The sequence below is a fragment of the Chloroflexota bacterium genome (genome assembly GCA_018829775.1).
Classification (GTDB): Bacteria; Chloroflexota; Dehalococcoidia; order Dehalococcoidales; family RBG-16-60-22; genus E44-bin89.
This window is the reverse complement of sequence record JAHJTL010000049.1, coordinates 1-25,449: the sequence shown is the minus strand read 5'-3', so window position 1 is coordinate 25,449 and position 25,449 is coordinate 1. Positions and strand designations below refer to the sequence as shown.

Sequence of the window (25,449 nt, the reverse complement as noted above, 5' to 3'; positions counted from 1 at the left end):
GATGCCACCGTCCATGAGCTGAAAACGCTGCTTACCGCTATCATTGTTTCCGCAGAACTTCTGGCCGAAGAGCTTCAGTCCGACCACAAAGATTTACCGCTAAGACTTACCCAGAATATTGTTCGCAATGCGCATAGTCTTGATGAAAAATTAACCAACTTCTCGGAAATGACCGGGCTTCTTTCCGGTGAGTTCTCCTTTCAGCCTGAGCTGCTTGACATTGCACCGATTATCCACAGCGTTGCTTCTCAGGTTTATCCCATTACACACAGCAGAAAGCAGTCATTAACCGCTGATTTGCCCGCCACCCTGCCGCATATCCGGGCACACCGCCGTTACCTGGAACAGATACTGATGAACTTGCTCACCAATGCCAGCAAGTTCACCCCGGAGGGAGGGAAAATAACGGTGAGTGCCGCCAAGAATGACCCCAATCTGGTTATTGAGGTGGCTGATAGCGGCATCGGCATTCCGGTGGACAAGCAGGAACTGGTCTTTCAACCCTATTACCAGATTAGAGGCGGCAAAGGAAGCGGGCTGGGGCTGGCCATCACCAAGTTCCTGGTGGAACTTCACGGTGGCACGATACGGCTGGAGAGTATGCCGGGAAAGGGCAGCCGCTTTTTCTGCTCTCTGCCGTTGTCGGAGCAGGGATAAGTGCTAGAGGTAGATAGATGAAAGTAGTGGTTGTTGACGATTCACCGGAAATAATAGAAGTAGTCACACTGTGTTTTCATCTGCGTTGGGGGAGCACGGCGGTTTTTCCGGCCAGTGATGGCAATAAGGGGCTGGAGCTTATCGAAAAAGAAAACCCCGACCTGGTCATACTTGATATCGGACTGCCTGATATGGACGGTTTCGAGGTGCTACGCGAGATACGGCGCTTCTCTCATGTGCCGGTTATAATGCTGACCGTGAAGAGCGAAGATACAGACATCGCCAAGGGGCTTGAACTGGGTGCCGATGATTATGTTACCAAGCCCTTCAGTCATATTGAACTGCTGGCCCGGGTGCAGGCGGTGATGCGCCGTTCCCGAGGCGCGCCAACTCCTGCTGAAGAACAGCCCTATACCAGCGGGAAATTGCACGTTGACTTTGCCCGCAATGAGGTCATGGTTGACGACAAGCCGGTGAAGCTTACGTCAACCGAATACAAACTGCTCTATCATCTCATCAAGAATGAAGGGCGTTTGCTTTCCCATGAAAACCTGCTCATCCAAGCCTGCGGTGAAGCATACCGTGACGCCAGAGACCTGCTCCGTGTCCATATCCAGCACCTGCGGCAAAAGCTCGGGGATAACGTTGAGTCACCCAGCATCATCGTCACCGAGCATGGCATGGGCTACAAGTTTGTCAGTCCCGCCTGACCTCTGACCGTAAAATCCGAAGCCTTTCCAGAAAACTGCGCTACTAACGGTTAAGTCTGCCGTTCTTTACGAAACCTTAATAGAACCTTTACGAAATCTTTATTTTTTTTATACCTGTCTTTATACCCACATGTTAGATTGGAAGTGTAGATTATTAATGCGCCCTTAGAGGAGCTTAAAAATGGAAAAGATAACCGTCTTTCTGGCAGACTGGCAAGTGCTTTTCCGCGAAGGCATTCACTTCACCCTGTCCGGTGAGGAGGATATGGAAGTGATTGGTGAGGACGTGGGTAATGAACAGGCCCTTGCTTTCATTGAGACCAATCCACCACAGGTAGCGATTTTGAACGCCAGCCACGATAAGTTCGACGGTTTTGAAGCTACGCGTCAAATTAAACAGACATTGCCAGAAGTATCGGTCATCCTGGTCATGGATAATTATAACGAAGAACAACTTTTCGATGCCCTGAAAAGCGGCGCCAGTGCCTGCTTCACCAAGGATGTTGACCCCGATGTCGTTGTCAACACCATACGGGAAGCGGTGAAAGGCAAACATCCAATAAATGAGGTCATCTGGAAACCGGAAATTGCCTCCCGGATTCTTGATGATTTTACGGCGTTTTCCTCCCTCGGCGAGCAGGCCGGGAAATTGCTTGCTCACCTCACTACCCGCGAGGCAGAAGTCCTGCACCAGATCGCCGATGGAAACACGAGGGAGCAGATAGCCACTACACTGAGCATTAATGATGAAGCGCTCGACAACCGGCTTCAGTCTGTACATTACAAGTTGGTCATAAACGACCAGAAGTTAATGCTGATTGAGATAGCACAGAGCGTTCTGCCGGCAATATCAAGGGTCAGTTTCACCGGTAAACCGGGTACCGAATATATTACCAAAGAGGAATTCACCGCTTTCAAGGAAAGCTTGAAAGAACGTTTCAAATTCCTCAGTGGAGAAATAAGTTAAGCCAACATATAAGGGGGTGGTCAAGTGTGAAACCAGGTGGAAAAACGGACATTATTAAAGATGGTAGGAGTTCCAAAAAAGAGCCGAAAGGAAAACCTACCACCCGAGGAAATGTCAAGAGAATTCTAGTTAAATTAAAGGAAATTGTCAATTAAAAGAAAGGAGGAAAAAAAATGAACAACATAGTGAGTGGAATTCTGGGAAACACACTGAGACGTTACTTGGTTATCGCTCTGGTGGCATCACTAGCGATCACCGGCGGCATGTTTGCCTACGCCTTCACCACGAAGACCACCACAATTACGGCTACATCAGGTGGAGCTGACTATGCCGTGATTGGCCCCAATACTACTGATCCCTGTGGCTACACTGTATTTGGAAAGTACCGGGGCAGTATACCAGAGGGCTATCTCTACAGTATTAACGTGACCTCCGGCTATCCCGGCGACCTAGCTGTCAATGTCTACCTCAACAACATCGACCAACTGGGTAAAAATTATGGGCTCTGGATGATGAGGTTAGACCTAGTTCAGCCCTCCGACAACGCATCGATGGATATAGAAGGCGGTGTAAAAGTTCTCTCCATGCAAAACGGCGTCGTATCGTTTGTTTCCAACAACATGACCGCAGGTAGCGAATACAGAATCCGGAGCGACGGCGGTGTCTACAAGTCATTCTCCTGGGGTTACTGGCCCGGAGGGACTGCAATTAGTCCATCCTTAACCGCTGAAGTTCTCCAGGCACAGTAAGGTGACCCAGGATGAGTAATGCAGTATCGGGGTTGGCCTTCGAGGGGCAACCCCGGAGCCTGAAAGAGAAACGGAAAAATAAAGCATATAGAATAAACACGGTAAATAGTAATGAGTTGACAGATATTATGACAAGTGGTAAAATTTGAGCAAAGTAAGCACCAACTGTCATAATAGGGAGGCGTAAAAGTGAAAAAGATATTAATTATTGCTCTAATAGCATTGGCAGTGGTAACCGGTGGCATGTTTGCCTATACCTTTACCACGGCGACAGCAACAATCGGTGTTACCGCGCCGACATCGGACTTCGCCACCATTACATCGAACAGTAGTATCACAGCACCGACCGTCTTCGGCAAATTCACCGGAACCTGGCCATCAAGTCCCATGTTCACCATAACCCCGGACCCAAGCTACACCGGCGACCTGGTGATAAAAGTGTATATGGTCAATACCGGTGAGCTGGTTCGGCAATACAACCACATCAACATGGCGCTTCAGTTTACCGACAACACCGGCACCCCGGCCGATGAACAGGGAGGGATACAGGTGCTCAACCTGCAAAATGCCGAAGCTCTCTTTACCTGGGCTAGCGGGAATGGCACCAGCCCTTACACGGTGGACCTCACCGGAGGCGGCTACCGGCTGCACCCATTCAAGACACTGACCGGCGGCAGCTACCAGCCGCAGATATGGTGTGAGGTAACCCAGAGGTAATCTGATAACAACTTTAGAAAAGGTATGAATGAGCAGGCAGTGGGGAAAAAACGCAAAAAGAAAACTTTATCTCCTTGCAGCGCTGGGGCTGATTCTGGTACTCAGTGGCGGCGTCTTTGCGTACACTTATACCACCGCTGTTGGGACGATTAGCGTTGGCGAGCCCTCGGCTGATGTCGCCACCTCCAATATCTCGGCAAGCCAGCCCGGCTGGAGCTCGGTCACCGATAACCTCTCGGAAAATACCACCTGCGGGGAAGTACCCGCAGGTGACCTTTTTGATATAACCCCCAATGCTGCTTACTCCGGAGACGTCCAGGTAGGCGTTTACCTGACCAACGCGGCCGACTTAACCAGCGCCTACAAGTACATCAATATGAAACTGTACCTCGAGGGCTCTGACGAGGCCGGGGAAACACCCAGCTACCGGGTGCTTTCTCTACAGAACGGAAGAGCCAACTTCTCACTGTCAGGCATCAGCTCCTCGTCAAAGAGCTGGACCCAGACCACTCAGTCTGACTTCGAGGGCGGCACATTAAATCAGGTTGACACCACCACCAGCCCCGATGATGTCATCCTGGACAAATTTACCGACAACGTAACCGATAGCTTCGATAATTCGGATAATATCGCCTCCTCGGCCAACGTCACCATCAGCGGAGGGCAGGTCAAACTTACCGCCACCGGAGCCTCTGACAACGAAACGTTGAGACCGAATACCGCCGGCGATGAAACCAATATCTTAGAACAGTATCCAGCGACCGGGGCACACTGGGATAAGGTGGACGAAGCTACCTCTGATGATGACGGCACCTACGTTCAAACCAATAACGCTACCTGGGAAGAGGACTTGTATAACATCACCAACCACACTACTGGTGGCGGCATCATAAATTATGTCAGGGTTTATACGGTAGCCAGAGCTGTAGCAACCCCGGTACGAACTAATGCCTATGTTCACATAAAGACCAACGGTGTGGAGTATAACGGGACTGAGGAGACTACGACTACCAGCTATGCCCCTTACTCGTATCAATGGAATAACAACCCGCAAACGGGTAATCCCTGGACCTGGAATGAAATAGATGCCCTGCAAATCGGCGTTGGACTGAGGAGCCGACGGGACGGCGGACCTCCTTCGGAACGATACACGCGGTGCACCCAGGTCTATGCTGAGGTTAATTATACTCCTTACGATTCACCGGGAACCATTACTTCCGTTAATCTACTATCCAGTGCCAATGTGGTCAGCATCGATGACTTCTACTACGATGCCTCGGCGATTCCCTCCGGCACCAGCCTGAAAGCCCAGTTCTCCACCGATAACTCAACCTGGTACAATTCATCGGGCACTCCCGGCGGCTGGGACACTCTTTCTCAGGGCTCGGCCAATATCAGTCTTTCCGGCCTGGGCTGGTCCGGACCCAACTTCTACTACCATATGGAGTTCACCTCCGACGGCACGGACACGCCGGTGCTGGACGAGATAAGGGTTTACTTTTCCACTTACTATGCGTCAGGAGACCTGACCTCTTCTACCCATGATGGCGGGGACTACGGTAACTGGGACTGGCAAAATATCAGCTTTACCATCAATGAGCCATCCGGGACCGACCTCAAATTCCAGCTGAGGTCGGCGGCAACGGAAGGAGGTCTCAACGTGGCCGCCTGGTATGGACCGACCGGTACCGGCGACTACTACACCACCAGCGGCACAGCAATCAACTCCGTCCATGATGGTGACCGCTGGCTCCAGTACAAGGCGTACTTTTCCGGACCCGGTGATGCCACCCCCAAGTTAAGTGATATCACCATCACCTATACCGTGGCGCTTTCGGCATATAAGGTGGAAATCATCGGTGGGGGTTACTGCCTGATTTCGGATAACACCTCGGAGTGGGCGGCGGGATGGACCACCACTCCCGAGTTTTACTGTGAGACTACCCAGCGGTAACGGCACATACTCTTACTGGAATAAATAAAAATCGCCTGGAAGCAAAGAACCGTGGAAAAGAAATTTTATCTGCTGGTTGTTTTACTAATCATCCTTTTCGTCAGTGGTGGGATATATGCCTACACCTACACCACCGCCACCGGGACCATCGGCACGGCGACGCCGACCGGGGATATCGCCACCGTTAATGCCACCGGCACTCAACCCAACTGGAGTTCGATTTTAACGCCGGTAAACAACGACATAATTTTAAGACCCATCGGTACCGGCGATGAGACCGGAATTAAATACCAGTACCCCGCCACCGGGGGCCACTGGGACAAGGTGGATGAGGCCAGTTCTGACGGTGACAGCACCTACGTTTATACTCCGTCACTCGCCTGGGAAGAGGATTTATACAATACCGCCAATCACTCCACGCAGACGGCCGGCGGAGATATTCAGTACGTTGAAGTTTTAATGACATCACGGGCGTCCAGCAATGTAACGCAGGTTTCGGCTTACGTCCACATCAAGACCAATGGACTGGAAGACAACGGTGCTTCGGAGAATCTATCCACAAATTACACTTCATACTCGAACCAGTGGATTATCAATCCGCAGAGCGGCAGCCCCTGGACATGGAATGAAATTGATAACCTGCAGGCCGGCATCGGCATGAGAGAGGGAGGTGTGGCTATAGATTCGCTGTGCACGCAGGTCTATGCCGATATCAATTTTGATGCTCCCGAGCTGAGCGGAAATACGCCACTCGGCGACCTGTATGAGATTACAGCGCACTCCAGCTATAGCGGAAACCTGCAGGTGAGGGTCTACCTGACCAATACTGATTCCCTGCAGAAGGCGTACGATTACATCGATATGTATTTGTACCTGGAAAGCTCGCAGGAGGCCGGGGAAACGCCCAATTACCAGCTGATGAACCTCCAGGATGGTGTCGCCACCTTCAATCTGGTGGGGATAAGCGGCGGCAGCTATACCCTTTCCATTACCGGTGGTACATATCAACTGCTTTCACGTGAGACTTCGGAGTGGGAGGCGGGGTGGACGGTAACGCCCGAATTTTACTGCGAGGCGACGCAGCGTTAAAATAAGGGAATTATTTACGAAAGCTTAACGGAACCTTTACGAAATCTTTATGTTTTTTACGCCAATCTTTATGCCTCCGTGTTACAGTTATAGTATAACGATATAGGATTAAAGCGACACGATGAGGAAATTGTTAACCATAATCCTGACCAGATCATTACGCTTCAAGCGTGCAATCACGCTCATCACGGTAGCGGCGATAATCCTTGCCGGCTTTATGACGGTAAGGGGCACCATGCCGTTTATGCCCGTTTTCGGCACCAGTATGGAGCCTGAACTTCACGCTGGCAACCTCATCCTGATTGAAGGCAATGACCCGGCGGAGGTCAAAGTTGATGATGTTATTGTCTATAACGTTCCGCGGGCCATCCAGGATTTCTATAATTACCCGCCGATAGTCGCCCACCGGGTAATCGAAGTACGTGATACTCAATATGGCACTGCCTGGCGTACCAAAGGTGATAACGCCGGCGAAGACCCGTTTACCGTTCGCGCCCAGGACCTGCGCGGCACAGTAAGCCACCAGATTCCCTTCCTGGGCTTCCCCTTCCTCTTCCTGCAGAGCCAGCAGGGACTGATGTTCGTTATTATTGCCCTGTCTCTTTTCGCCCTTTATCTCTACGCCACTGACATCAGCCGTGGCGGGCAGAAGATACATCGCGGCATATTTGCGCCGGTTATCAGAGAAACCGTGCGCGATACCGAAACAATAGCCCAGCGAATGGACAGCACCGAGAAAGTGATGGCCCAGACACAGGATGCGCTGAGCAGCTTCGCGTCTGCTATGGCAGAATATGCCGAGCACCTGAGGAGCCATACCAAGGCTATCCAGGGGATGGCCGAAGCGTCTCACGAACTCAAACAGGGTGCTGCCGAGCAGAATAAGGTTCTCGTACACATCGTGGAGGCCCTGCAGCAGCGAAAGCCGCTCGCCGAGGAAACACGGCCTCAGGAAAAGCCAGCAGCGCCGACACCGGAAAAACTGGAAGAACCAGCAATGGAAAAACCGGAAGCACCGGCAACGGAAAAGCCTATATATCCTCCGGGCTGCGTGAAAAGCCGACAGCATGCTGGTGTGGGACGTGACGTCTTCGGGGCCGCTTAAATCCTGCCTGAACCGCAGAGAATATCCCTAAGTATAGACCGCAACTACCACTGCCTCTCTGGGGTTATGTTCGTCAAAGAAAATGACCGCCACCTTCCTTCCAGCGGTCATTTCACTTGTTGGGAGGTTGCGGGCCACGGTTACACCCTCCAGGTAGACTTTATAGCTGCCCGCCAGCTGTACAGTCGCCGTGTAACTGCCGGAATTGAAACTCTTCAAGACCCCTTTTCTCAAGCTCAATTTGCCTTTCCTTCTTTACGCTTAATTACACTGCCCCCAGTTGCAGGCGCTGGCGATATTCTCCGCGGCGGGGACTGTAAACGAGCACGAACCCGACTACCCGTCGCTTCGCGGCATTGAGCCCGGCACGATTGTCCGTGATATCAATAACGTCGTAAAGCTGCTGGCCGCAATTGACCGGCACCAGTATGGTGCCGGTGGCAGATTCCACCTCCGCCTGCCTCAGATAAGCATCACCGCGCTCCTGCGCTTTGGCCACGGTGTCTATGTTTCTATCTTCCAGTTGCCTGATTCTATCACACAGCCGGTCTATCTCGTCCCAGGCAAAACGGTCGACCACAATCATCTCATCGCTTCCTGTGTCATAGCCCTCCACCTGGACGCGATTTAGCCCCCAGGCTCCCCGATGGTATCTTCCGTCCAGAATCGGGTGCTCCCCTCCATAGCTGTACACGGAACTATCCGATGATTGAGGATTCACAATGTAGGCAGTTGCGCCCTCGATGAATAACACATCAGGCACAAATGATAGCAGTTTCCGGATGACGGTTTCGCCAGGGTTCCCGGAACCGATGGTGAAGTCGGGATAGAATCCGGTAATGACCGATGACTGCGATTTGACGGCAAGCTTCAGTCCCACACGAGACAGGACGAAGGCGAGGATGTCCTTGACGCTCATTTCCTCCGAGTCCTTGTTCCAGCGGAACTGGTGCCTCGCCCTCCAGTTGGCGATGGCCTCCCAGCCATCCCGGGCATGGAGTATCAGGCTGGCTATACCACCGGCACTGGTATGCTCATATCCTTCAAGACAGTATGCCTGCCCAACGCTTACCTCATCGCCGTTGTCTGTCCGGTAACCGGGGCTGAAGTCAAGCTGGCAGCCGATGTCGAGAACAGACAGGTCTCCCTGCCCCGGTGAGGCGTACTGCCCGGCATCGTTTCTCAGCTCCACGGCAAGCTTGCCCGATGTCTCCCCTGCTTCCTGCCGCACCGCCAGCACATCATCGGTCAGGTCAAGGCTCTGAACGGTTGCTTTGGCGCGCCACACACCCGCTGGACAGGAAAGCCAGCAGTAGTCACCGTAGTGCGCTATGGCGAGACCATATTCTGACGACAGATTGAATGGCACCGGCTCCCGCCACAGATTGTCAATGAATTTGGCATCCGGAACTGTATGCGACCAGAAAGGACGGTCGTACGCCTGGATGCCAGAAAACTTCTCCACAAAGAAACCGCGGTAGACATCCGGCTTATCCAGAAAAGGCTGAAGGTACTCAAATTCACCACCCGATGGCGCTGATGCCAGCTCCTTTAATGCTGACCAGCTTCCCGCCGAGACATCACCACCGTCACCGTAAATAAGCGACCACAGCTTGAAGTTATCCGATGAATCTTTACCGGTGACGAGCAGATTCCAGTCGTTATCATAGACAGCGGCGACACCGGATAAGTCACCGGTGTTTTTATCCCAGACGGAGCGCTGCTGCCACTGACCACTGATATTCTTCTTCACGTACAGCGTCGTCTGGTCAGCGAAAAGGATTGCCAGGTCGCCGTTCGGTTTGTAAGCAGCCGCCAGACCACCGATGCTGGTCGTCGGGCTATAGTCAATGACTTCCGGACTTCCCCAGTTCACACCATAATCCGTGCTCTTTATCCGCTGGATCTTGCGGTTGACGCCGTCTATCCAGAGAATAGAAACCTCAGCCCCCACCGCAGCACAGGCGACCGCGGCCACGTTAAGCTGGTTAGTGTATGTCCACTGGCTGAAGTCGCTCGTTGGTACAGGGTCAGGTACCCGCTGGCGGTAGAGCTTGCGGGAGTCACCCGGCAGGGTTACCCTGACGCGAATGAGAGAGCCATCACCAGGCATGGCCACGGCATGGTAATAATCATCCTCAGAGCCGGTATACAGCCTGGTCCAGTCAAGCCTCACCACGCCAGCAATTTTACTTCTGGCCTCCACCTTAACATAGGGAATTGCCGTCGCCTGTTTCTGTGCCGCCAGCAGTGTTGCCGTGAGGTCTCGCATTCTTCTCCTTACACCAGTGCCGCCAGAATATCCGGCAGCTGCTTATTTCCCTTTCGATAATGTTCCGCGAGGTGAGTGGCGGCTTCAAGAATCTCTTCCGGACTGGCATGAACTCTTTTACACAGATATATCGGGGACAGCGCACTAACTGCGGCCGCGGCCTGATTCCAATCAACGGTCCGCTCGATATCCAGGACACCTTTTAAAGCCCGGCCAATGTTTTTCTTATGGTGTGGCAAACGCCAGGTATCCGGGTTCTCTGCATCGCCAACGATAGCAAATGCCTGTCGGGGCAGACCTCCCCTTGTACGCGTCGTTCGTTTTGTCATGGCTGCCTCACATCAGGGACCGTAATCAGTTGACTTTGATACTGCTGGATAGTACGGCCGGTACAGATTGCTGTTCCTGACGCGATTTCTCCTTCCCAGTCGCCTCAGTTCCTGCCGGAAAGAATTAAGCCTTTCCCTGCCCCAGGTCAGAAACTCCTTTGGCGTTATGCCACCACCGACATTCACCCGATTGACGGCAAAGATGGCCCACTCGATGGCGGCATAACCGGCAGCGCCAGCAGCCACCAGGTCCTCATACTGGCCAGGGATGGTGGAACTACTGGCATCAAGAGTGTGCAGTTTGCCGTAGTAAACATACGCATTGGACCCGTCCGGGATTTCCTCGCCCAATATGGTCAGGGTGTCTCCCCACAGCGAGAACCTCTGGTAATGTTTGGGGAACTGGTCCACCGGATACTCAACCGCCACCACCATTACCCTGTCGGAAAGGTTCGTTATATCCAGCTCCCGCGAGCCGGAGGTGGTCGCTTTAGTCGCCGTCTGCTCGTCTGGTAGATATTCGGAGAAGTCTTTAACGGCACGCGAGATGTGCCGGTCCAGCTCATTATCCGTCCAGCGATAGTTACCGGAATCTTCATCATGGAGGTCCCGCCGGACAAGTGCTCTCATATCACTTAGATTCATAATTACCTCACCCCTACTTAATCCCCCTCTCCTTTGAAGGAGAGGGGGATGAGGATTTTTGAAGGGGCTTCGCCCCTTCCAGCTTCCCCTTTATTTAGATAGCAGCGGTTCTGACTTCTAATCTCTCCAGCTTCGTGCATGGCAGGCCCTCATCATGGCGGCACAGCTCCATGTCACAAAAGGAAATCTCCTCACCACCACTGCCCTCACTAATGCTGACCGCTTTACCGCTTACTTTTTTAGCGAAGTCCATTAATGATTGGGCATCAGCTTTGCTGTCAAAGCTCATATCAATCCTTACCCGGTGCTTCATCGATACCTACATTTCGTTGCCAGGTAGTTGCGCTTCATTTCCAATGGTGTTAGCAACCTGCGGTAGATTCTGATTTCGCCAATATCACCTTTGAAGTACTCAGCCCCTCCCGAAAATCGGGCAATCTGCAGAGCGGTGGTGTTGGAAATCGAACCAACGCCGGTGGCGTCATCGGTCGCATCAGTTTCACCGTCAACGGACAGCATAAACCCTGTAGAACTGTCCCTATCCACGGTTGCAGAAAGGTGATGCCATATATCATCCTTTAAATCGTTTGAGCCGGTTACCGTCTGCTCGTTCGTGCCATCTTTGATAGACAGGGTTGCTTTCCCCCCGATAAGGCGGAAGAAAAGCCACGCCGCAGCCTGTTTGGAAATCATGCGCTGTATGGCGCCACCGCCTGAAGATGCCCTTATCCAGATTTCAAGGCTGAAGTCACCGGTGCCAAGATTGAAAGCCGGATGGTGAGCGACTACAATTCGGTCATCAGTGCCGTCGAAATAATGCCCGCAGGGTCGCCACGATGCACCGGTAACGGAACACGAATGCCCGTAGGCATCTCTTGACGCAAATGATACGCCATCCCGCTCATACAATGGCAGATAAAGCACCAGACTGGGGTCAAAGATAAAGTTCACTTCCCACCTCACGAAGCCGAATATATTACCCGGATATAGCTCGAGTTTTTAACCCTGGCCCGGCCCTCGTTCGCCTCATTGCACTGGATAACCAGCCTGACCTCGAAAGGCAGGGAATCGAAGTTGCTGACCATCTTGAAGCGACCGCTCCGCGTCTCCTCAACGTAGCCGGTGCCGATATCCGTCTTGGTGACCGCGCTGTGCAGGTCGACCCAGGTGCCGCCTTTGTTCCTCGCCTGCCACTTATAGGTGAGGTCGGCCGTGGCCGAAGACACAGCCCGGAAGGCTGCTGTCAGGCCGAACTCGACCTCGATCACTTCACCGAGTGCTGGCGGCCTGACGGTGACGCATTCGACCTCAACATCGGTGTCCGGGGTGGTTGTATCCACCTCCGCCGACCACTGGATGCCGTCCGAGGTCAAATTTCCTTTGGCAAAGGAGTATTCCGTATGCTCAACTACTGCCAGTACCATCTTTTACCTCCTCGAAAGGCGGGGGAGGGTAATCCCCTCCCCCGCTACTTTTTTAATCTTTTACGCCGATTAACGCTGCCGCCTTGACCGAGCTGAACAGCGCCATCGAGACGTACCACTTGACCCTGGTACGGGTGGCGTCCTTGCTCTCCATTGAGCCGATAGGCTCAACAGTCAGGGCGCCGGGGGCGGTCAGGCCGCAGAGCGCCCACTCACCGAACTGTACGGCATATATGGTGGAGCAGTCGCCGCCGGTGGTCCCGGTCTCTACGCCGCCGCTCAGCGTATGCGTGTCCAGTATCCAGTCATTGACGCCAATGGGAATGCCATCCCAGAGCTGGACAAAGTTGCCCCACTGGTCACGGTCATTGTCCACCAGTCCGCCGCTGGCCCTGACCAGCGCGTTGAGCTTGCGTCGTGACCGACGGCTCATAATCAACATGTTCGGCTTGCCACCCTTGACGGCATCGATGAGTTCGTCGAGTTTTGACAGGGTGAGAGTGGCCCCGGTATCTCCCATGGCGATGACCTGGTCGCTGGCCGTGGTGGTATCAATCAGCAATCTGATGCCGTCAAACTGCTTGGCCGAGGTCGCGCTATCGCCATAGATGAAAATCTCCTCAAACTTGTCCTTGACCGCCTTGGCCTTCAGCTCCACCACCGCCGCCTCCAGGTCCTGGATATTGCTCCGGGTTGTCTTGAGAAAGTTGTCCACATCGGCATCCCCACCCATAATCTTCAGGTTGGCGGTTATCTGTTCAAAGGTGGGTGTGGACTCGGCCCAGGTATCACCGACGTCATAGAAATCAACGCTGGGCAGGGTTTTTTCCTGGTTATAGGTCAGCCCGTTGCCGACGATTTCAATGAAGGGCATTTGCTGCAGGATGGGTGATTCCTTGATAATGGTCTCCACCACCCCCTGGAGCAGCATGTCATTGGAAAGTTTACTCGCTTCTGCAAGTGTCAAAGCCATTTATCGCTTACCTCCTATTGCATATTCGATCTTTTCCCTCGGAGACAGAACCGACAGGTCGAGCGGTGCCCGCTGCGGTGCCCCGGCCGGCACCCGGGTCCTTGAAGTTTCCTCCTCAATCCCCTGCCTCACCCTATCGACCAGGGTTCTGGCGCTCTGCAGGGATTCATCCACCGCTTCAACCGAATCGCCGGCTATGAGCTCGGGCGGTATTTCCGGATGCGCCGCCGCCACCATTTCCCGGTAGCTGGCCACTGCCTGGGACAGCGAATCGTTTATTTCAGCCAGTTTCCCTTCTGCTTCGGCAATTGTCTGCTTCAGGCCAGCGATTTCAGTATCCCTGGCTGCCAGCGCCTCCTGAAGTTCGCCTATGGTTGTTTTTCTGGCCTCGAGCTCACTATTGAGCACCTCTTTCTCCTGCTTCAGGCTTTCCCGTTCCCCGCGAAGTGCTTCAAGCTCATCGTTCAGTTCTTTTTCTTCATCAGCCACCGTTATGCCTCCTGCTGGTTATTCCTCAACACCCTCCGCCTGAGCCGTCAAAGCCCTCTCTCTCTTTTCGTTTCTCAACGGTCTGGCATTGAGCTGCCGGTTCATTTTCAGAATGGCCTCCCGCTCTTCAAGCCATCGCTCGAACTCGCTATCGGGGTCTCTTATCCCCAGCTCATCCATGGCACGCTTTCGGGAATGAATGCCGTTCTGGACGAGGACCTGTTCATTGTTTACCTGGCGGGTTATGTCCTGAGGTAGCACGTGGCTCCACACCACCCGCAGATGGTTTCTGCCGAAGTCCGCGCCCCGATACTTTTTCAGCAGTTTTAAAATCATCTCATTCCGACGGTTGTATACCGCGTTGCGGATGATTCGTTTTCTCCGTACCTTCTGTAGCAAGGGGTGAAGTTCGATTTCCAGCGCCACCCCGGACAGGTCCCTCTCCGTGCCCCCGAAGGCGGAGCGGGGCGATTCCGAAATATCATGCAGGGTGCGATACAGCAGGTCGATATAATTGATGTGCAGGTTAACGCCGCCGCCCTGAAGCAGGTCGAGCAGGTAGGCCTTGGCGTCCTCCGGTATGTTCCACACAGCGCCGGGCCTGATGGCGATATCCTCGGACTCCTCCACGTTCTCCAGGACTGCGATTGGATTGCCGGACAGTTCCAGTATCCGTGATAGCTGGCTCATCGCCCGGTTCAACTCACGCTGCGACTCCATTATCTGGGGCAGGTCGGACACGCCCCAGAATTTCTTGGGCTCGCGCAAATTGGGGTAAATAATGAAGGGAATGAATCCGTACGGATTCGGTTTCTGTTCCACTGGAACGTTGTCCAGATACAGCTCAAAGTCCTGCTCTGTCCATATCTCGACCACGGTGGCCCTCTTGTTCTTGGGCCTTATTTGATAAAGGAGCTCGGTTTCCTCCGCCGATAAGATATATTTGGAAGCGACCCGCCATACCCTGGAGGTATCGTCTCCGAGCCACCAGGCGTAGATGCCCTGGACATCGGGAGCGGTTACCCTGACCTTCTTTTCCGCCGCATCCCAGATGACCTTGTAACAGGCATCGCCGAGTATGGCGCAATCGATTTCCGTGTCCAGGTCGAGCTGCTCCAGGTTATTTTCCTCATAAACACCGTATAGAGCTTCCTCTGCCTGTTGGGCCCTGTCTCTCGCTTCTTCCGAATCCTCCGCGGCATCAACGGCGAAGTGAATGCCCGACATCAGGTATGAGGTAATCTTATCGATAAAAACCTTGGCGTAGTTGAAGATGAGGCGTCTTTCTCCCCTTCTCTCCCTGCCTGACCACTGCCGTCCGTAATAGAAGTCGAGAAGCTCCTGGTAACCCTTGGTACGGCCAAGGTCCAGTTTTGCCAGCTGCATCGGAAGCGTTTCATTCATTTTCCGACCGTTCTCCTTTTATCAGCGTTTTGCCGAGCGCCCTCTGCACCGTTCTGGTACTTATTCCGAACATTAAGGCCAGCTCTCTTATCGCTTTACCTTCTCTGGTGAATTGCCTGACTATTTCACGATTCCGCATCATTTTCAACCAGCGCTGCCTGCCGCCGGGCTGTTCATAGACGCACTGTGGATAGGGACAGCTGAGACATGAGGCAGCGAGGTCACACCCCTCATCCCGGTAATGGCAGAACTCCGGCGGTAAATCATTCTCATTCCTCGATAATTTTTCTTCGCTGGGATAATCGGCTGTCATTGTGCCCATATCTGTTCACTCTGGCCCTGCGACCCATTACCTAAACCATGCAAAACAAAATTAGCACATTTGTTCTATATCAGTCAATGGCGTTTTGTCGCTTTTTCCTTGACAGTTGATAGCGGTATTGTTAGTATCATAGTAGAGGAATTACGCACAGAAGACGTTTTTCAAATGTGATTTGCGCCTTTTGAACCAGCAACAAAGAAACCGAAATGGCAACGAAAAGAGATTATTACGAAGTCCTGGGCTTATCAAGGGATGCCACCGCGGAGGATGTTAAAAAGGCGTTCCGGCGGCTTGCGTTCAAGTGCCACCCTGACCGCAACCGCGATGACGGGGCGGAGGCGAAGTTCAAGGAAATAAACGAAGCCTTCGAGGTGCTTTCCGACCCGGACAAGCGCGCCCGTTATGACCATTTCGGTCACGTTGACACGGATGGCTTTTTCACCCGCGGGTTTGAGGGCTTTGACTTCGGTGGTTTCGGCGATATCTTTGAAACTTTCTTCAGCGGTATGAGGTACGCCACCCGCCACGCCCCGCAACATGGCACCGACCTGCAATACCAAACAACTATATCGCTTGAAGAAGCCGCTTTCGGGTGCGAGAAGGAAATCGAAATAAAGCGCACCGAGTTGTGCGCCACCTGCCACGGCACCGGTGCCAGACCAGGCAGTCAGCCGGTTCGTTGTCCGAACTGCAACGGCACCGGCCAGGTACGACGCGTCCAGCGCAGCCTCTTCGGTAGCTTCATCAACACGACCGCCTGCAACCGCTGTCAGGGCGAGGGACAGGTTATATCCGAACCGTGTCAACAGTGCAAGGGAAGCGGTCGGGAGAAACAGAAGCGCCGCATCTCGGTCAAGATTCCAGCCGGCATACAGGATGGCACCCAGATACGCCTGAGCAGTGAGGGGGATATGGGATTGAGAGGCGGCTCTTCGGGCGACCTCTATGTGAACATCGGGGTGCTGGAGCATAAACTGTTCGTCAGGGACGGCGACGACGTCATCTACGAACTGCCGATAAACTTCGCCCAGGCAACGCTCGGCGACGAGATTGAAATACCCACCCTTTACGGCGATACGAAAATCACCATCCCCTCCGGGAGCCAGACGGGGAGAGAGTTCCGTCTGAAGAACAAGGGCATCGCTCACCTGCGCAGGAACGGCCATGGCGACCAGACTGTGAAGCTTCTGGTGGTTACGCCGGAATCACTGACCAAAGAGCAGCGCAAGCTCTTTGAGGAACTGTCAAATATCCTTGGCCGGGCAAAAAGGGACGGCAAAAAACCTGCTTCTTGATTCAGCGTCGGTTACATGTAATGGTATGGTTAACCGCTTTTCTGCGGTTTTTTCCGCCGTTTGAATAAAGAGAACAGCCGCCAGCGCCTTCCGGATAACTCGTGCCGCACATTGCCACCCATCATCTCCGCCGCCATGTCTTTAGGGTCAGCGTTCTCGTAAAGGACCTGGTATATTCTCTCCGTAATCGGCATTTCCAGGCCGAGATTATGGGCCAGATTGCGGGCCACCAGCGTAGTCGTTACTCCCTCGGCGACGCCGCTCATGGTGCTCACTATTTCCGACACAGAACGACCTTTGGTCAATTCCACGCCAACGTAATGGTTGCGGCTCAACGGACTGGCACAGGTGGTGATAACATCGCCCAGCCCAGCCAACCCCAAGAAGGTAAGCGGATTCGCCCCCATGGCAACACCGAGCGCCGTGATCTCGGTCAAACCCCGTGTCATAAAAGTAGCCTTGGCGTTGTCGCCATAGCCCAACCCATCAGCGATACCGGCACCGAGCGCTATGATATTTTTGAGTGCCCCACCCAGCTCCACCCCGACAACGTCCATATTGCTGAAAACACAGAGGTTCGGGGTGGTGAGCATTCTCTGCACCTGCCTCGCCACTGCGCCATCTTCAGCCGCAGCCACCGTAGCTGCCGGCAGGCCGCGTAAAATCTCCCTGGCCAGATTAGGGCCTGAGATAACACATATATTGGCGTGAAAACGGGGGTTTATCTCCTCGGCGATAACCTGCGACATACGTTTGCCGCTGCCAATCTCCAGCCCCTTGGCGGCACTGACCACGAGCATCGATTTCGAAATGTGGCCCGCTATCAGCTTGGTGTTCTGTCGCATTGACTGGGAAGGCACCACCAGAATAACCGCCCTGGCCTTATCAAGGGCTGCCTCCATCTCGTGGGTGATGAGAACGTTGGCGGGAAAGGCTACATCCGGTGTTTCATCCGGGTCAGGGCCGATGTCCTGCAGTTCATCGGCTTCCTTCTTGGTTCGCGCCCACAAACCGACATCTATGCCTTTTCCCGCCAGGATGACGGCCAGAGTAATGCCCCATATGGTAGTACCAATGATGCCGACCTTGAGCATAACTTATTTTAACTCAATTGCAGATATTTAGGAAGGCCTTGCTTTTTGAGTCTGAGGTTGGCGGTTGTTCTTACATCTTGACCCGTTCACCGATGCGGCGCTCCTTGCCGGCCAGCAGCCGACCGATATTATCGCGGTGAACGACGATGATGAAGACCGCACCTACGAGTGCGTAAACCAGGAATTCGACGGGGAACCCATTGAGTATGGTAAGAGGAATCAGTATGGCATAAGCAGCAACCGCCCCCGATATCGAACCGAGCGATGCGTATCTGGTCAGGCATGCGCCTAGAAACAGTATTTCGCCACCGAAAAGCGCTGCCGGCGGACACAGGGCCATCAAGCCTCCGAAGAAGGTCGCCACACCCCTCCCTCCCCCGAAGTGAAGAAACACCGACCATTTGTGGCCGGCAATCGCTGCCAGTGCCGCCAGTACCTGAGCACTTCTCGAAAGCAACCAAGGGCTCGAGCTGCCGCTAAGCACATATTCGCCATTGAATATCAAAGCGGCAAACACAACCGGCAGAAAGCCTTTGAGAACATCAAAAACGACAACGGCAGCCGCGGCTTTTTTCCCGGCTACTCGCAGAACATTGGTGGCGCCGGTCTTGCCGCTTCCGTAGCTGGTAACATCCACTTTTGCGCTTCGCCGCGCTATCATCACACCGAAGGGGACGGCGCCAAGGAAGTAGCCAATGAGGGCCACGGCAGCGAATTTGGCAACAATCATGGCTTTTCCCCCCTTGTCCTGAAGACCAAACGGAGCGGCGTTCCAGCGAAGTCAAATGCCTGACGCAACTTGCCCTCCAGATATCGGTGATAGGAAAAGTGCACCAGTTTCGCATCATTGACGAAGAAAACGAAAGTCGGCGGATTCACTTCCGCCTGGGTAGCGTAGAGTATTTTCAACCGTTTGCTGCCTTTACGCGGCAGCACATGGGCCGCCACCGCCTGCTGAACAACATCATTAACCACGGCTGTGGCCGGTCTTCTCAATCTGTTCTGGTAGATTCGGCTGGCTTCCGGTATTATCCTGTCCACCCCCTCCCCATATTTCGCCGAGGTATAAATGACCGGTGCGTAGTGTATAAATTTCAGCTGACTTCTAAGATACCGGTCCCACTCGACCAAATTCTTCTCTGCCACCATGTCCCACTTGTTGACCACCACCACCACCCCTTTGGTCGCCTGCTGAACATAGCCAGCGATGTGCATGTCCTGAGCGGTTACCATCTCCATAGCATCCAGCACCAGCAAGACTATATCCGCCCGGTCAACAGCCCGCAGCGCACGGAGCACGCTGTACTTCTCCACTCCCCTCCCTATCCGTCCCCGCTTCCGTATACCGGCCGTATCAATAAGTAACACACTGTGCCCATCAAAGTCAACTACGGTATCAGTGGCATCACGGGTCGTTCCCGGGGCGTCATCCACGATGGCCCTTTTCTCGCCGACCAGTGCATTGAGCAGCATTGATTTGCCCACATTGGGCCGACCGGCAATGGCTATCTTCATGAGCTCCGGCTCTGCCGCAATCGTCAGCGGCATTGGTACCAGGACAGTGATTCGGTCCAGAAGTTCCGCAATGCCGCGTCCATGATAGGCGCTGATGACGACTGGCTCCCCCAGCCCGAGCTGGTAAAACTCCACCGCCCCGACCTCCAGCTTTTCATTGTCCGCCTTGTTGACCGCCAGCAGCACCGGCTTTTTCACTCGACGCAACCTGTCTGCCATCTCCATGTCGTCAGTGATTATCCCGCTCTTTACATCCACCAGGAAAACAATGACATCAGCCTCGGCAATCGCTGTCCCTATCTGCTCCTGTACACCGTGGGCTACCGTGGAACGGGCGTCAAATTCCAGACCACCGGTATCGACAACAGTGAATTCCACATCATGCCATTTTACAGAAGCAATTACCCGGTCCCTGGTTGTGCCCGGTAGATTCTCGACAATCGCCAGCCGCCTCCCCACCATCCTGTTGAGCAGCGTGGACTTGCCCACATTCTGCCGACCCACAATCGCCACGATTGGCTTGCCTGCCGCCATGCTCTTTACCCCGTCTTGACGACTTCCTGAGCCAGTTTTATACTTGGGGGCTCAATTCCAGTTCGAGCAATACTCTTTAACTCGGTGACATGTTCACGGAAGTTCTGGACAAAGGCATTGTACTCCATAACGAATTTAGAGTACTGGTCGAGTGTCTCCTGTGGAACCTCCACCTTCACTGCGATTTCATAAAACTGCTCCACAAAGTCGTGATAATGACTGGTTATCTGCCACAGTTCGTTGAGGTACGCGGACAAATAATCGGCCAGCTTGGTAACGCCAATATCACTTTCCATGCGGTCGATGAAGCTGCCACTCCAGCTATTGAAAATGCGTTGTGACATATCACAGGCCCTGGCCCAGTCCCACAGTTTCGGATTATCGATATTGAAAAGGCTGTCGATAATGACGAAAATAGACAGCGTTGAGTCTCCCATAAAGCGGCGATGAAAATATTCGGACAGCTGCCGCAGCCTGAACACGGCACGTTCCAGCTGCCGCTCTCTGGCCCTGATCACGGTTACTACCAGGCCGAGAGCCAGAATAAAGATGAGTGCCGGTGCTACCCACTCAATCGGCCACTGATATAGAATACCGAGCACTGCCAGCACTGTTATCAGAGCCGGGTACCAGCCACGGTTGACGATTATCCTCAGTGTATACATACCGTCCCCCTTACTCGTAACTCATCAGTGATATTTCCAGACCGCCCAGCATATCCGCGAGCAACGCTTTTTGCAGGTGCATTCGGTTCTCCGCCTGGTCAAAGACCACCGACTGCGGAGTATCGAGAACACCTTCTGCCACTTCCTCTCCGTGATGAGCGGGTAACGGATGCATCAGTATAGCATCTTCCCCGGCCAGCGATACAAGGTCATCGTTTACCTGGTATGCAGTGAACACCTGGCGCCGCTTCTCGCTTTCGGTTTCCTGGCCCATGCTTGTCCATACATCCGTATAAATAACGTCCGCCTCACGCACCGCCTGGCGCGGGTCCTCCGTGCACATTATTTCCGTGCCGCTCTCCATGGCATAACTACGTGCCAGTTCCAGTAAATCGTCGCGAACCCGATAACCAGCCGGTGAGGCAATCCGGAAATTCATGCCAACCAGCGCCGACGACAGCATAAGGCTGTGCGCCACGTTGTTGCCATCGCCCACATAAGCCAGGGCCAGCCCTTCAAGCTCACCCTTCTTTTCGTAAATGGTAAGCAGGTCGGCCAGTGCCTGGCAGGGATGTTCCAGGTCAGACAGGGCATTTATCACCGGCACGTCCGCGTACTGTGCCAGCACCTCCAGCGTTTTATGTGAGAAGGTTCGGGCAGCAACGGCATCCGCGTAGCGGGAAAGAACCCGGGCCACATCCGGCACTGACTCTCGCCCCCCCAGGCCAACCTCCGCGGGAGACAGATAGATGGCATTTCCACCCAGCTGAAGCATGGCAATCTCAAAGCTCATCCGTGTCCTTAACGACGGTTTCTCAAATACCAGGGCCAATACCTTCTCATTAAGAGAATTATTCCAGCCTTCAGCTTTCAGTTCCACGGCACGGGAGATAAGCAATGTTATGTCCTCACGGTTCAGGTCAGCTATAGAAAGAAAGTCCTTACTTTTCAATATATCCTCCCTGCTTTGCCCTACAGTATATCACGAAAAAATGTATATTCGAAAGGCATTTTGAGTCGATTTCTTGACACATTTTGTGTATCCTATCTAATATGCAGTAGGTTCAGGAGGTGAAGATGGCAGAAACGGAAAAATTCCATGTTTCCGGAAGCGAAATCGTAGAAAAGGTGAAGCAACTTATCCACGAAGGCAATATCAGGAAGGTGCGCCTGGTTCACGAAGACAGGACCATCATTGAGATTCCACTTTCCATCGGAGCTCCGGCGGCGGCATTGGGCATTATGGCGGCCCCAATACTGGCTGCCATCGGTGCTTTCGCCGCACTGGTAACCGAATGTACCATAGAAGTTGAGAAAGTGGAAAAATCATAAGTGAAAGGGATATACGCGCTCATCATGCACCTTCCCCGCCCGCGCCAGATATCCATCGGCAATCGCCCTCCGGTTCACTTCTCCGGCGGTTACTACGCTTATGTGGGCTCAGCTTTAGGTGGCATCGAAGCCAGAGTTAACCGGCACCTCAGAAATGTTAAAAAGCGACACTGGCACATAGATTACCTGTTAGCGGAAACACCCGTAACCGAAGTCATTGTCGAGGAAACGGAAACGAGGGCAGAATGTGCCGTTGCCCGAGCACTTGACACACAGTTTAAGTCTGTCCCCAATTTTGGCGCCAGCGACTGCCGCTGCTCCAGCCACCTCTTTCTGGCGCCTGATAATAAAATGCTATCATCCATTATCTGGCACGTGTTTGAATCGGCTAATGTCAAGCCGGAACTCTGGAAAGCAAGGACAGGGAACAATGACCGAGATTATTCTTGTCAGACACGGTGAAACGGAATGGAATGTGGCCGAGGTATTCCGGGGCCAGATTGACATCGATTTAAATGAAGCCGGAGTAAAACAGGCGGAACTGCTGGCCGGATATTTAAGAACATCAACCATTGAAGCCATTTACTCCAGTCCCCTGAAACGGGCGCTGAAAACCGCCGAAATCATCGCCAATCCCCATAAACTTAAAGTAAACGTTGAACCTGACCTCATCGACTTCAACTTCGGCAGGTGGCAGGGACTATCACATGAGGCAGTGAAAGAGAAATACGGAGAACTATACACCACATGGATAACTCATCCCGAGCAGGTCAGGATGCCCGGTGGCGAGACCTTGGATGATGTCAGAAAAAGAGTCACTCGAGTTAGTAATAAGATTATAACAAATCACGGGGGCACTATAATAATCGTCGGGCATCGGGTGGTGAACAAAGTCATGCTCTGCGCCTTGCTGGGACTGGACAACAGCCATTTCTGGAAAATCAGGCAGGATACCTGTGGCATCTCCATTCTCACCTATCAGAACGAGCAGTTTGTCCTCACCAGGCACAACGATACTTCCTTCCTCAGACCGGTTACCAGAGCACCGCTGCCTGACTTTTAACGGGTCACCTCTTTACATTGCTTGACAAGACAGCTACACTATTATGGTAATCTGTTGTTAACGGAGGTAAGAACCCGTGGGTATTGAATGGTTCCGTGACCTGGCAATAGTAATCCTCGGCTTTGGCGTCACCCTCGTGGTCATTTGCATCGGCATCCTGGCTTTTATGCTATACCGCAAGGTGAAACCGATACTTGACTCGGCAAAGTCTACCGCCAAACGAGTTGAGAACATTTCCGCCACCGTTGAGGAAGAGGTATCAAGGCCACTGGCACAGCTGGCTGCCTTTGTCCAGGGCGTGCGGCAGGTAGCTGGCCTGTTCAGCAGCTTTGCCAGAAGAAAGGAGGGAGGTAGAAATGGCTGAAAAAGATACCGGTGCCAGTTTTGCTGTTGGATTTCTTTTTGGAGCTGTTATTGGCGTGGCAATTGGCTTTCTATACGCGCCCAAGCCGGGAAGTGAAACCCGGGCCATGTTGAAGGAAAAGGCTGAGACCGCTGCCGAGAAGGCAAAAGAGACCGCAGAGAAGGCCAGGGAAGCTGCCGTCGCCGCCGAACACCGCGTCGAAGAGAAGCTGGGCCGAAGAAAACCAAGCGAATAACCAGCCAGTTCCTCATTACCCTTATTTTCAGTCTCTTGAACTTATCTCCGGTAAGTTATTGGGAGAATTGTATCTGTAATGACTAACTTCTTCAGCCAGCACTGGCGAATGGTCGTTCTGGTACTCAGCGCGGCCATATTTCTCTGGCTCTTTTACCTTCTGAGAACGGTTATATTGCCATTTGCCCTTGGGCTGGTGCTTGCTTACCTCCTGGCCCCGATTATTAACTGGCTGGAAATGAAGTTTCCCGGACCGGGAAAGTGGCTGGGATTCAAGCGTGTCCTTTCCATTCTCATCGTATTTTTCATTCTTTTTACGCTTCTGGCCACTTTCTCCTATGTCATCGCTACCGCCGTTATAGATGCCTCTCTTAACCTGGCCACCGGTGCCCCCTATTTCCTGAGCAAAAGCCTTTATCAGATACAGGAATGGCTTGAAGTCATAAGGGAGCAGTTTCCACCAGAGATCCGCAGCGAGGTGGACAGGGCACTTCTGGAAGCCGGTGTGGGACTGGGCAATGCCATTCGGGATGCCCTGGTCAAGGGCGTCTCCTTTGTGCCGGAGACTTTCAGCCTCGTGCTCGGTCTGGCAGCATTACCGTTGTTCCTCTTCTACGCTCTGAAGGATTCTGATAAGCTCAGAAATTACATTTACTCGGCTTTCAATCCCGGAGTCGCCGAGCACACCAGGAACCTGGTCAGCATAATCGAAAGAGTCCTCGGGCGCTACATCCGTGCTCAGTTGATGCTCGGGTTGATTGTGGCTTATCTTGTTTTTATCGGCCTGCTTATCTTGAAAATACCCTTTGCCCCCGTGCTGGCCATTCTGGCCGGTATTGGAGAACTCATCCCGACGCTCGGCCCATGGATAAGCGGCGGCGTGGTAGCGATAATTGCCCTGGCCGTGGCTCCGGACAAGGTAATCTGGGTCATCGTTCTTTTCCTGGCCGTCCAGCTACTGGAGAACGGCCTGCTGGTGCCCCGAATTCAGGGCGGCTATCTGCGCATCCATCCCGCTGCCATGATATTTATGCTTGTCCTGGGTGCCTACATCGCTGGCTTCTGGGGACTCCTGCTGGCCGGGCCATTGACCGCCACCGGTGCTGAAATCTACAGATATGTCCGCCAGTGCTACCAGGACGAGAAGCTCCCGCAGCAGTCTGCGCCGGACTAATCCCCTCCTCATCCCTTCTTTACCGTCCCCCGCTCTGCTATAATTTAATTATGAAAAGGCCGCTCCTGGTTCTATTCGATGGCAATGCTATCATCCACCGTGCTTACCATGCCTTCCAGTCAAGCAGGTCGCCGGTACGATTGACCGTAAGCAAGACCGGAGAAATCGTCAGCGCCGTATACGGCTTTACCCAGATGCTGCTCAAGACCCTGAATGAGCTCAAACCCACCCACTATGCCATCGCCTTCGATAAAAAAGGTCCCACCTTCCGCCACCAGCTTTTCGACCAGTATAAGGCACACCGCCCCCCGACCCCCCCAGAGCTGGTTAGCCAGATGGAACGGGTGAAGCAGATGGTGGAGGCCTTTCGCAT

Annotated in this window: 32 protein-coding genes; 16 read left to right on the top strand and 16 right to left on the bottom strand. The window is 53.3% G+C overall.

Going from position 1 to position 25,449, the window contains the following annotated elements; translation table 11 throughout:
- From KKD83_04895 to KKD83_04860, 8 genes are all read left to right on the top strand, one after another.
- Positions 1-657: HAMP domain-containing histidine kinase (locus KKD83_04895; GenBank protein MBU2535486.1), on the top strand; the 657-nt coding region annotated here is incomplete at its 5' end.
- A 17-nt stretch (positions 658-674) separates the two neighbouring features.
- Entirely contained in the window at positions 675-1,367 is a 693-nt protein-coding gene (locus KKD83_04890) for a response regulator transcription factor (protein ID MBU2535485.1), read from the top strand.
- Between the two features lie 181 nt (positions 1,368-1,548).
- Positions 1,549-2,334: a response regulator transcription factor gene (locus KKD83_04885; protein MBU2535484.1), complete on the top strand. Its 786-nt coding sequence runs from the start codon at positions 1,549-1,551 to the stop codon at positions 2,332-2,334.
- 173 nt (positions 2,335-2,507) lie between these two features.
- A complete protein-coding gene (locus tag KKD83_04880; protein MBU2535483.1) occupies positions 2,508-3,083 on the top strand; it encodes a hypothetical protein in 576 nt (191 codons plus the stop codon).
- A gap of 189 nt (positions 3,084-3,272) precedes the next feature.
- A complete protein-coding gene (locus KKD83_04875; GenBank protein ID MBU2535482.1) occupies positions 3,273-3,800 on the top strand; it encodes a hypothetical protein in 528 nt (175 codons plus the stop codon).
- 28 nt (positions 3,801-3,828) lie between these two features.
- Positions 3,829-5,754, top strand: a complete 1,926-nt coding sequence (locus KKD83_04870; GenBank protein ID MBU2535481.1) for a hypothetical protein — start codon at positions 3,829-3,831, stop codon at positions 5,752-5,754.
- 51 nt (positions 5,755-5,805) lie between these two features.
- Positions 5,806-6,843, top strand: coding sequence for a hypothetical protein (locus KKD83_04865; protein MBU2535480.1), 1,038 nt, complete (start codon positions 5,806-5,808; stop codon positions 6,841-6,843).
- 121 nt (positions 6,844-6,964) lie between these two features.
- Positions 6,965-7,948, top strand: coding sequence for a signal peptidase I (locus KKD83_04860; protein ID MBU2535479.1), 984 nt, complete (start codon positions 6,965-6,967; stop codon positions 7,946-7,948).
- 27 nt (positions 7,949-7,975) lie between these two features.
- Here the strand turns inward: KKD83_04860 and KKD83_04855 are convergent, their stop codons facing one another.
- The 11 genes from KKD83_04855 to KKD83_04805 form a co-directional block, all read right to left on the bottom strand.
- The gene (locus KKD83_04855) at positions 7,976-8,188 is read right to left on the bottom strand and encodes a hypothetical protein (GenBank protein ID MBU2535478.1); all 213 of its coding nucleotides are present in this window, start codon (positions 8,186-8,188) and stop codon (positions 7,976-7,978) included.
- Between the two features lie 25 nt (positions 8,189-8,213).
- On the bottom strand, positions 8,214-10,220 hold the full coding sequence (locus KKD83_04850) for a hypothetical protein (protein MBU2535477.1): 2,007 nt from the start codon (positions 10,218-10,220) through the stop codon (positions 8,214-8,216).
- Positions 10,221-10,228: 8 nt separating this feature from the next.
- The gene (locus KKD83_04845; GenBank protein MBU2535476.1) at positions 10,229-10,549 is read right to left on the bottom strand and encodes a hypothetical protein; all 321 of its coding nucleotides are present in this window, start codon (positions 10,547-10,549) and stop codon (positions 10,229-10,231) included.
- 12 nt (positions 10,550-10,561) lie between these two features.
- Complete coding sequence (locus KKD83_04840; GenBank protein ID MBU2535475.1) at positions 10,562-11,194, bottom strand: hypothetical protein; 633 nt, start codon at positions 11,192-11,194, stop codon at positions 10,562-10,564.
- A 94-nt stretch (positions 11,195-11,288) separates the two neighbouring features.
- Positions 11,289-11,507, bottom strand: coding sequence for a hypothetical protein (locus KKD83_04835; GenBank protein MBU2535474.1), 219 nt, complete (start codon positions 11,505-11,507; stop codon positions 11,289-11,291).
- Positions 11,504-12,145 (bottom strand): LamG domain-containing protein, encoded by a 642-nt coding sequence (locus tag KKD83_04830; GenBank protein ID MBU2535473.1) that lies wholly within the window; start codon positions 12,143-12,145, stop codon positions 11,504-11,506. The genes KKD83_04835 and KKD83_04830 overlap by 4 nt, the downstream gene beginning before the upstream one ends.
- 8 nt (positions 12,146-12,153) lie before the next feature.
- Complete coding sequence (locus tag KKD83_04825; protein ID MBU2535472.1) at positions 12,154-12,618, bottom strand: hypothetical protein; 465 nt, start codon at positions 12,616-12,618, stop codon at positions 12,154-12,156.
- A gap of 52 nt (positions 12,619-12,670) precedes the next feature.
- Positions 12,671-13,591 carry a phage major capsid protein gene (locus tag KKD83_04820; GenBank protein MBU2535471.1) on the bottom strand — a complete coding sequence of 307 codons (921 nt, stop codon included), beginning with the start codon at positions 13,589-13,591 and terminating at the stop codon, positions 12,671-12,673.
- Complete coding sequence (locus KKD83_04815) at positions 13,592-14,080, bottom strand: hypothetical protein (GenBank protein MBU2535470.1); 489 nt, start codon at positions 14,078-14,080, stop codon at positions 13,592-13,594.
- 18 nt (positions 14,081-14,098) lie between these two features.
- On the bottom strand, positions 14,099-15,484 hold the full coding sequence (locus KKD83_04810) for a phage portal protein (protein MBU2535469.1): 1,386 nt from the start codon (positions 15,482-15,484) through the stop codon (positions 14,099-14,101).
- The gene (locus tag KKD83_04805; GenBank protein MBU2535468.1) at positions 15,477-15,797 is read right to left on the bottom strand and encodes a hypothetical protein; all 321 of its coding nucleotides are present in this window, start codon (positions 15,795-15,797) and stop codon (positions 15,477-15,479) included. Before KKD83_04805 ends, KKD83_04810 begins: the two co-directional genes overlap by 8 nt.
- Positions 15,798-16,012: 215 nt before the next feature.
- Here KKD83_04805 and dnaJ point away from each other — a divergent pair, with 215 nt between their 5' ends.
- Positions 16,013-17,101 (top strand): molecular chaperone DnaJ, encoded by a 1,089-nt coding sequence (dnaJ, locus tag KKD83_04800; protein MBU2535467.1) that lies wholly within the window; start codon positions 16,013-16,015, stop codon positions 17,099-17,101.
- A 29-nt stretch (positions 17,102-17,130) separates the two neighbouring features.
- On the opposite strand, the gene KKD83_04795 is transcribed toward dnaJ, so the two are convergent.
- From KKD83_04795 to argF, 5 genes are all read right to left on the bottom strand, one after another.
- The gene (locus tag KKD83_04795) at positions 17,131-18,195 is read right to left on the bottom strand and encodes an NAD(P)-dependent glycerol-3-phosphate dehydrogenase (GenBank protein ID MBU2535466.1); all 1,065 of its coding nucleotides are present in this window, start codon (positions 18,193-18,195) and stop codon (positions 17,131-17,133) included.
- 70 nt (positions 18,196-18,265) lie between these two features.
- Entirely contained in the window at positions 18,266-18,925 is a 660-nt protein-coding gene (gene plsY / locus KKD83_04790; GenBank protein MBU2535465.1) for a glycerol-3-phosphate 1-O-acyltransferase PlsY, read from the bottom strand.
- Positions 18,922-20,244 carry a ribosome biogenesis GTPase Der gene (der, locus tag KKD83_04785; protein MBU2535464.1) on the bottom strand — a complete coding sequence of 441 codons (1,323 nt, stop codon included), beginning with the start codon at positions 20,242-20,244 and terminating at the stop codon, positions 18,922-18,924. The genes plsY and der overlap by 4 nt, the downstream gene beginning before the upstream one ends.
- Before the next feature lie 5 nt (positions 20,245-20,249).
- Entirely contained in the window at positions 20,250-20,909 is a 660-nt protein-coding gene (locus KKD83_04780) for a hypothetical protein (GenBank protein ID MBU2535463.1), read from the bottom strand.
- Between the two features lie 10 nt (positions 20,910-20,919).
- Positions 20,920-21,861, bottom strand: a complete 942-nt coding sequence (argF, locus tag KKD83_04775; protein ID MBU2535462.1) for an ornithine carbamoyltransferase — start codon at positions 21,859-21,861, stop codon at positions 20,920-20,922.
- A 125-nt stretch (positions 21,862-21,986) separates the two neighbouring features.
- Between argF and KKD83_04770 the strand changes: the two genes are divergently transcribed.
- From KKD83_04770 to KKD83_04740, 7 genes are all read left to right on the top strand, one after another.
- Positions 21,987-22,241, top strand: a complete 255-nt coding sequence (locus KKD83_04770) for a DUF4342 domain-containing protein (GenBank protein MBU2535461.1) — start codon at positions 21,987-21,989, stop codon at positions 22,239-22,241.
- 24 nt (positions 22,242-22,265) lie between these two features.
- On the top strand, positions 22,266-22,703 hold the full coding sequence (locus KKD83_04765; protein ID MBU2535460.1) for a GIY-YIG nuclease family protein: 438 nt from the start codon (positions 22,266-22,268) through the stop codon (positions 22,701-22,703).
- Positions 22,672-23,304, top strand: coding sequence for a histidine phosphatase family protein (locus KKD83_04760; protein MBU2535459.1), 633 nt, complete (start codon positions 22,672-22,674; stop codon positions 23,302-23,304). Before KKD83_04765 ends, KKD83_04760 begins: the two co-directional genes overlap by 32 nt.
- A 76-nt stretch (positions 23,305-23,380) precedes the next feature.
- On the top strand, positions 23,381-23,668 hold the full coding sequence (locus KKD83_04755) for a hypothetical protein (GenBank protein MBU2535458.1): 288 nt from the start codon (positions 23,381-23,383) through the stop codon (positions 23,666-23,668).
- Positions 23,661-23,903 carry a YtxH domain-containing protein gene (locus tag KKD83_04750; GenBank protein MBU2535457.1) on the top strand — a complete coding sequence of 81 codons (243 nt, stop codon included), beginning with the start codon at positions 23,661-23,663 and terminating at the stop codon, positions 23,901-23,903. Before KKD83_04755 ends, KKD83_04750 begins: the two co-directional genes overlap by 8 nt.
- A 78-nt stretch (positions 23,904-23,981) precedes the next feature.
- Positions 23,982-25,076, top strand: coding sequence for an AI-2E family transporter (locus KKD83_04745; GenBank protein ID MBU2535456.1), 1,095 nt, complete (start codon positions 23,982-23,984; stop codon positions 25,074-25,076).
- 50 nt (positions 25,077-25,126) lie between these two features.
- A partial coding sequence (locus KKD83_04740) for a DNA polymerase I (GenBank protein MBU2535455.1) occupies positions 25,127-25,449 on the top strand: 323 nt, incomplete at its 3' end.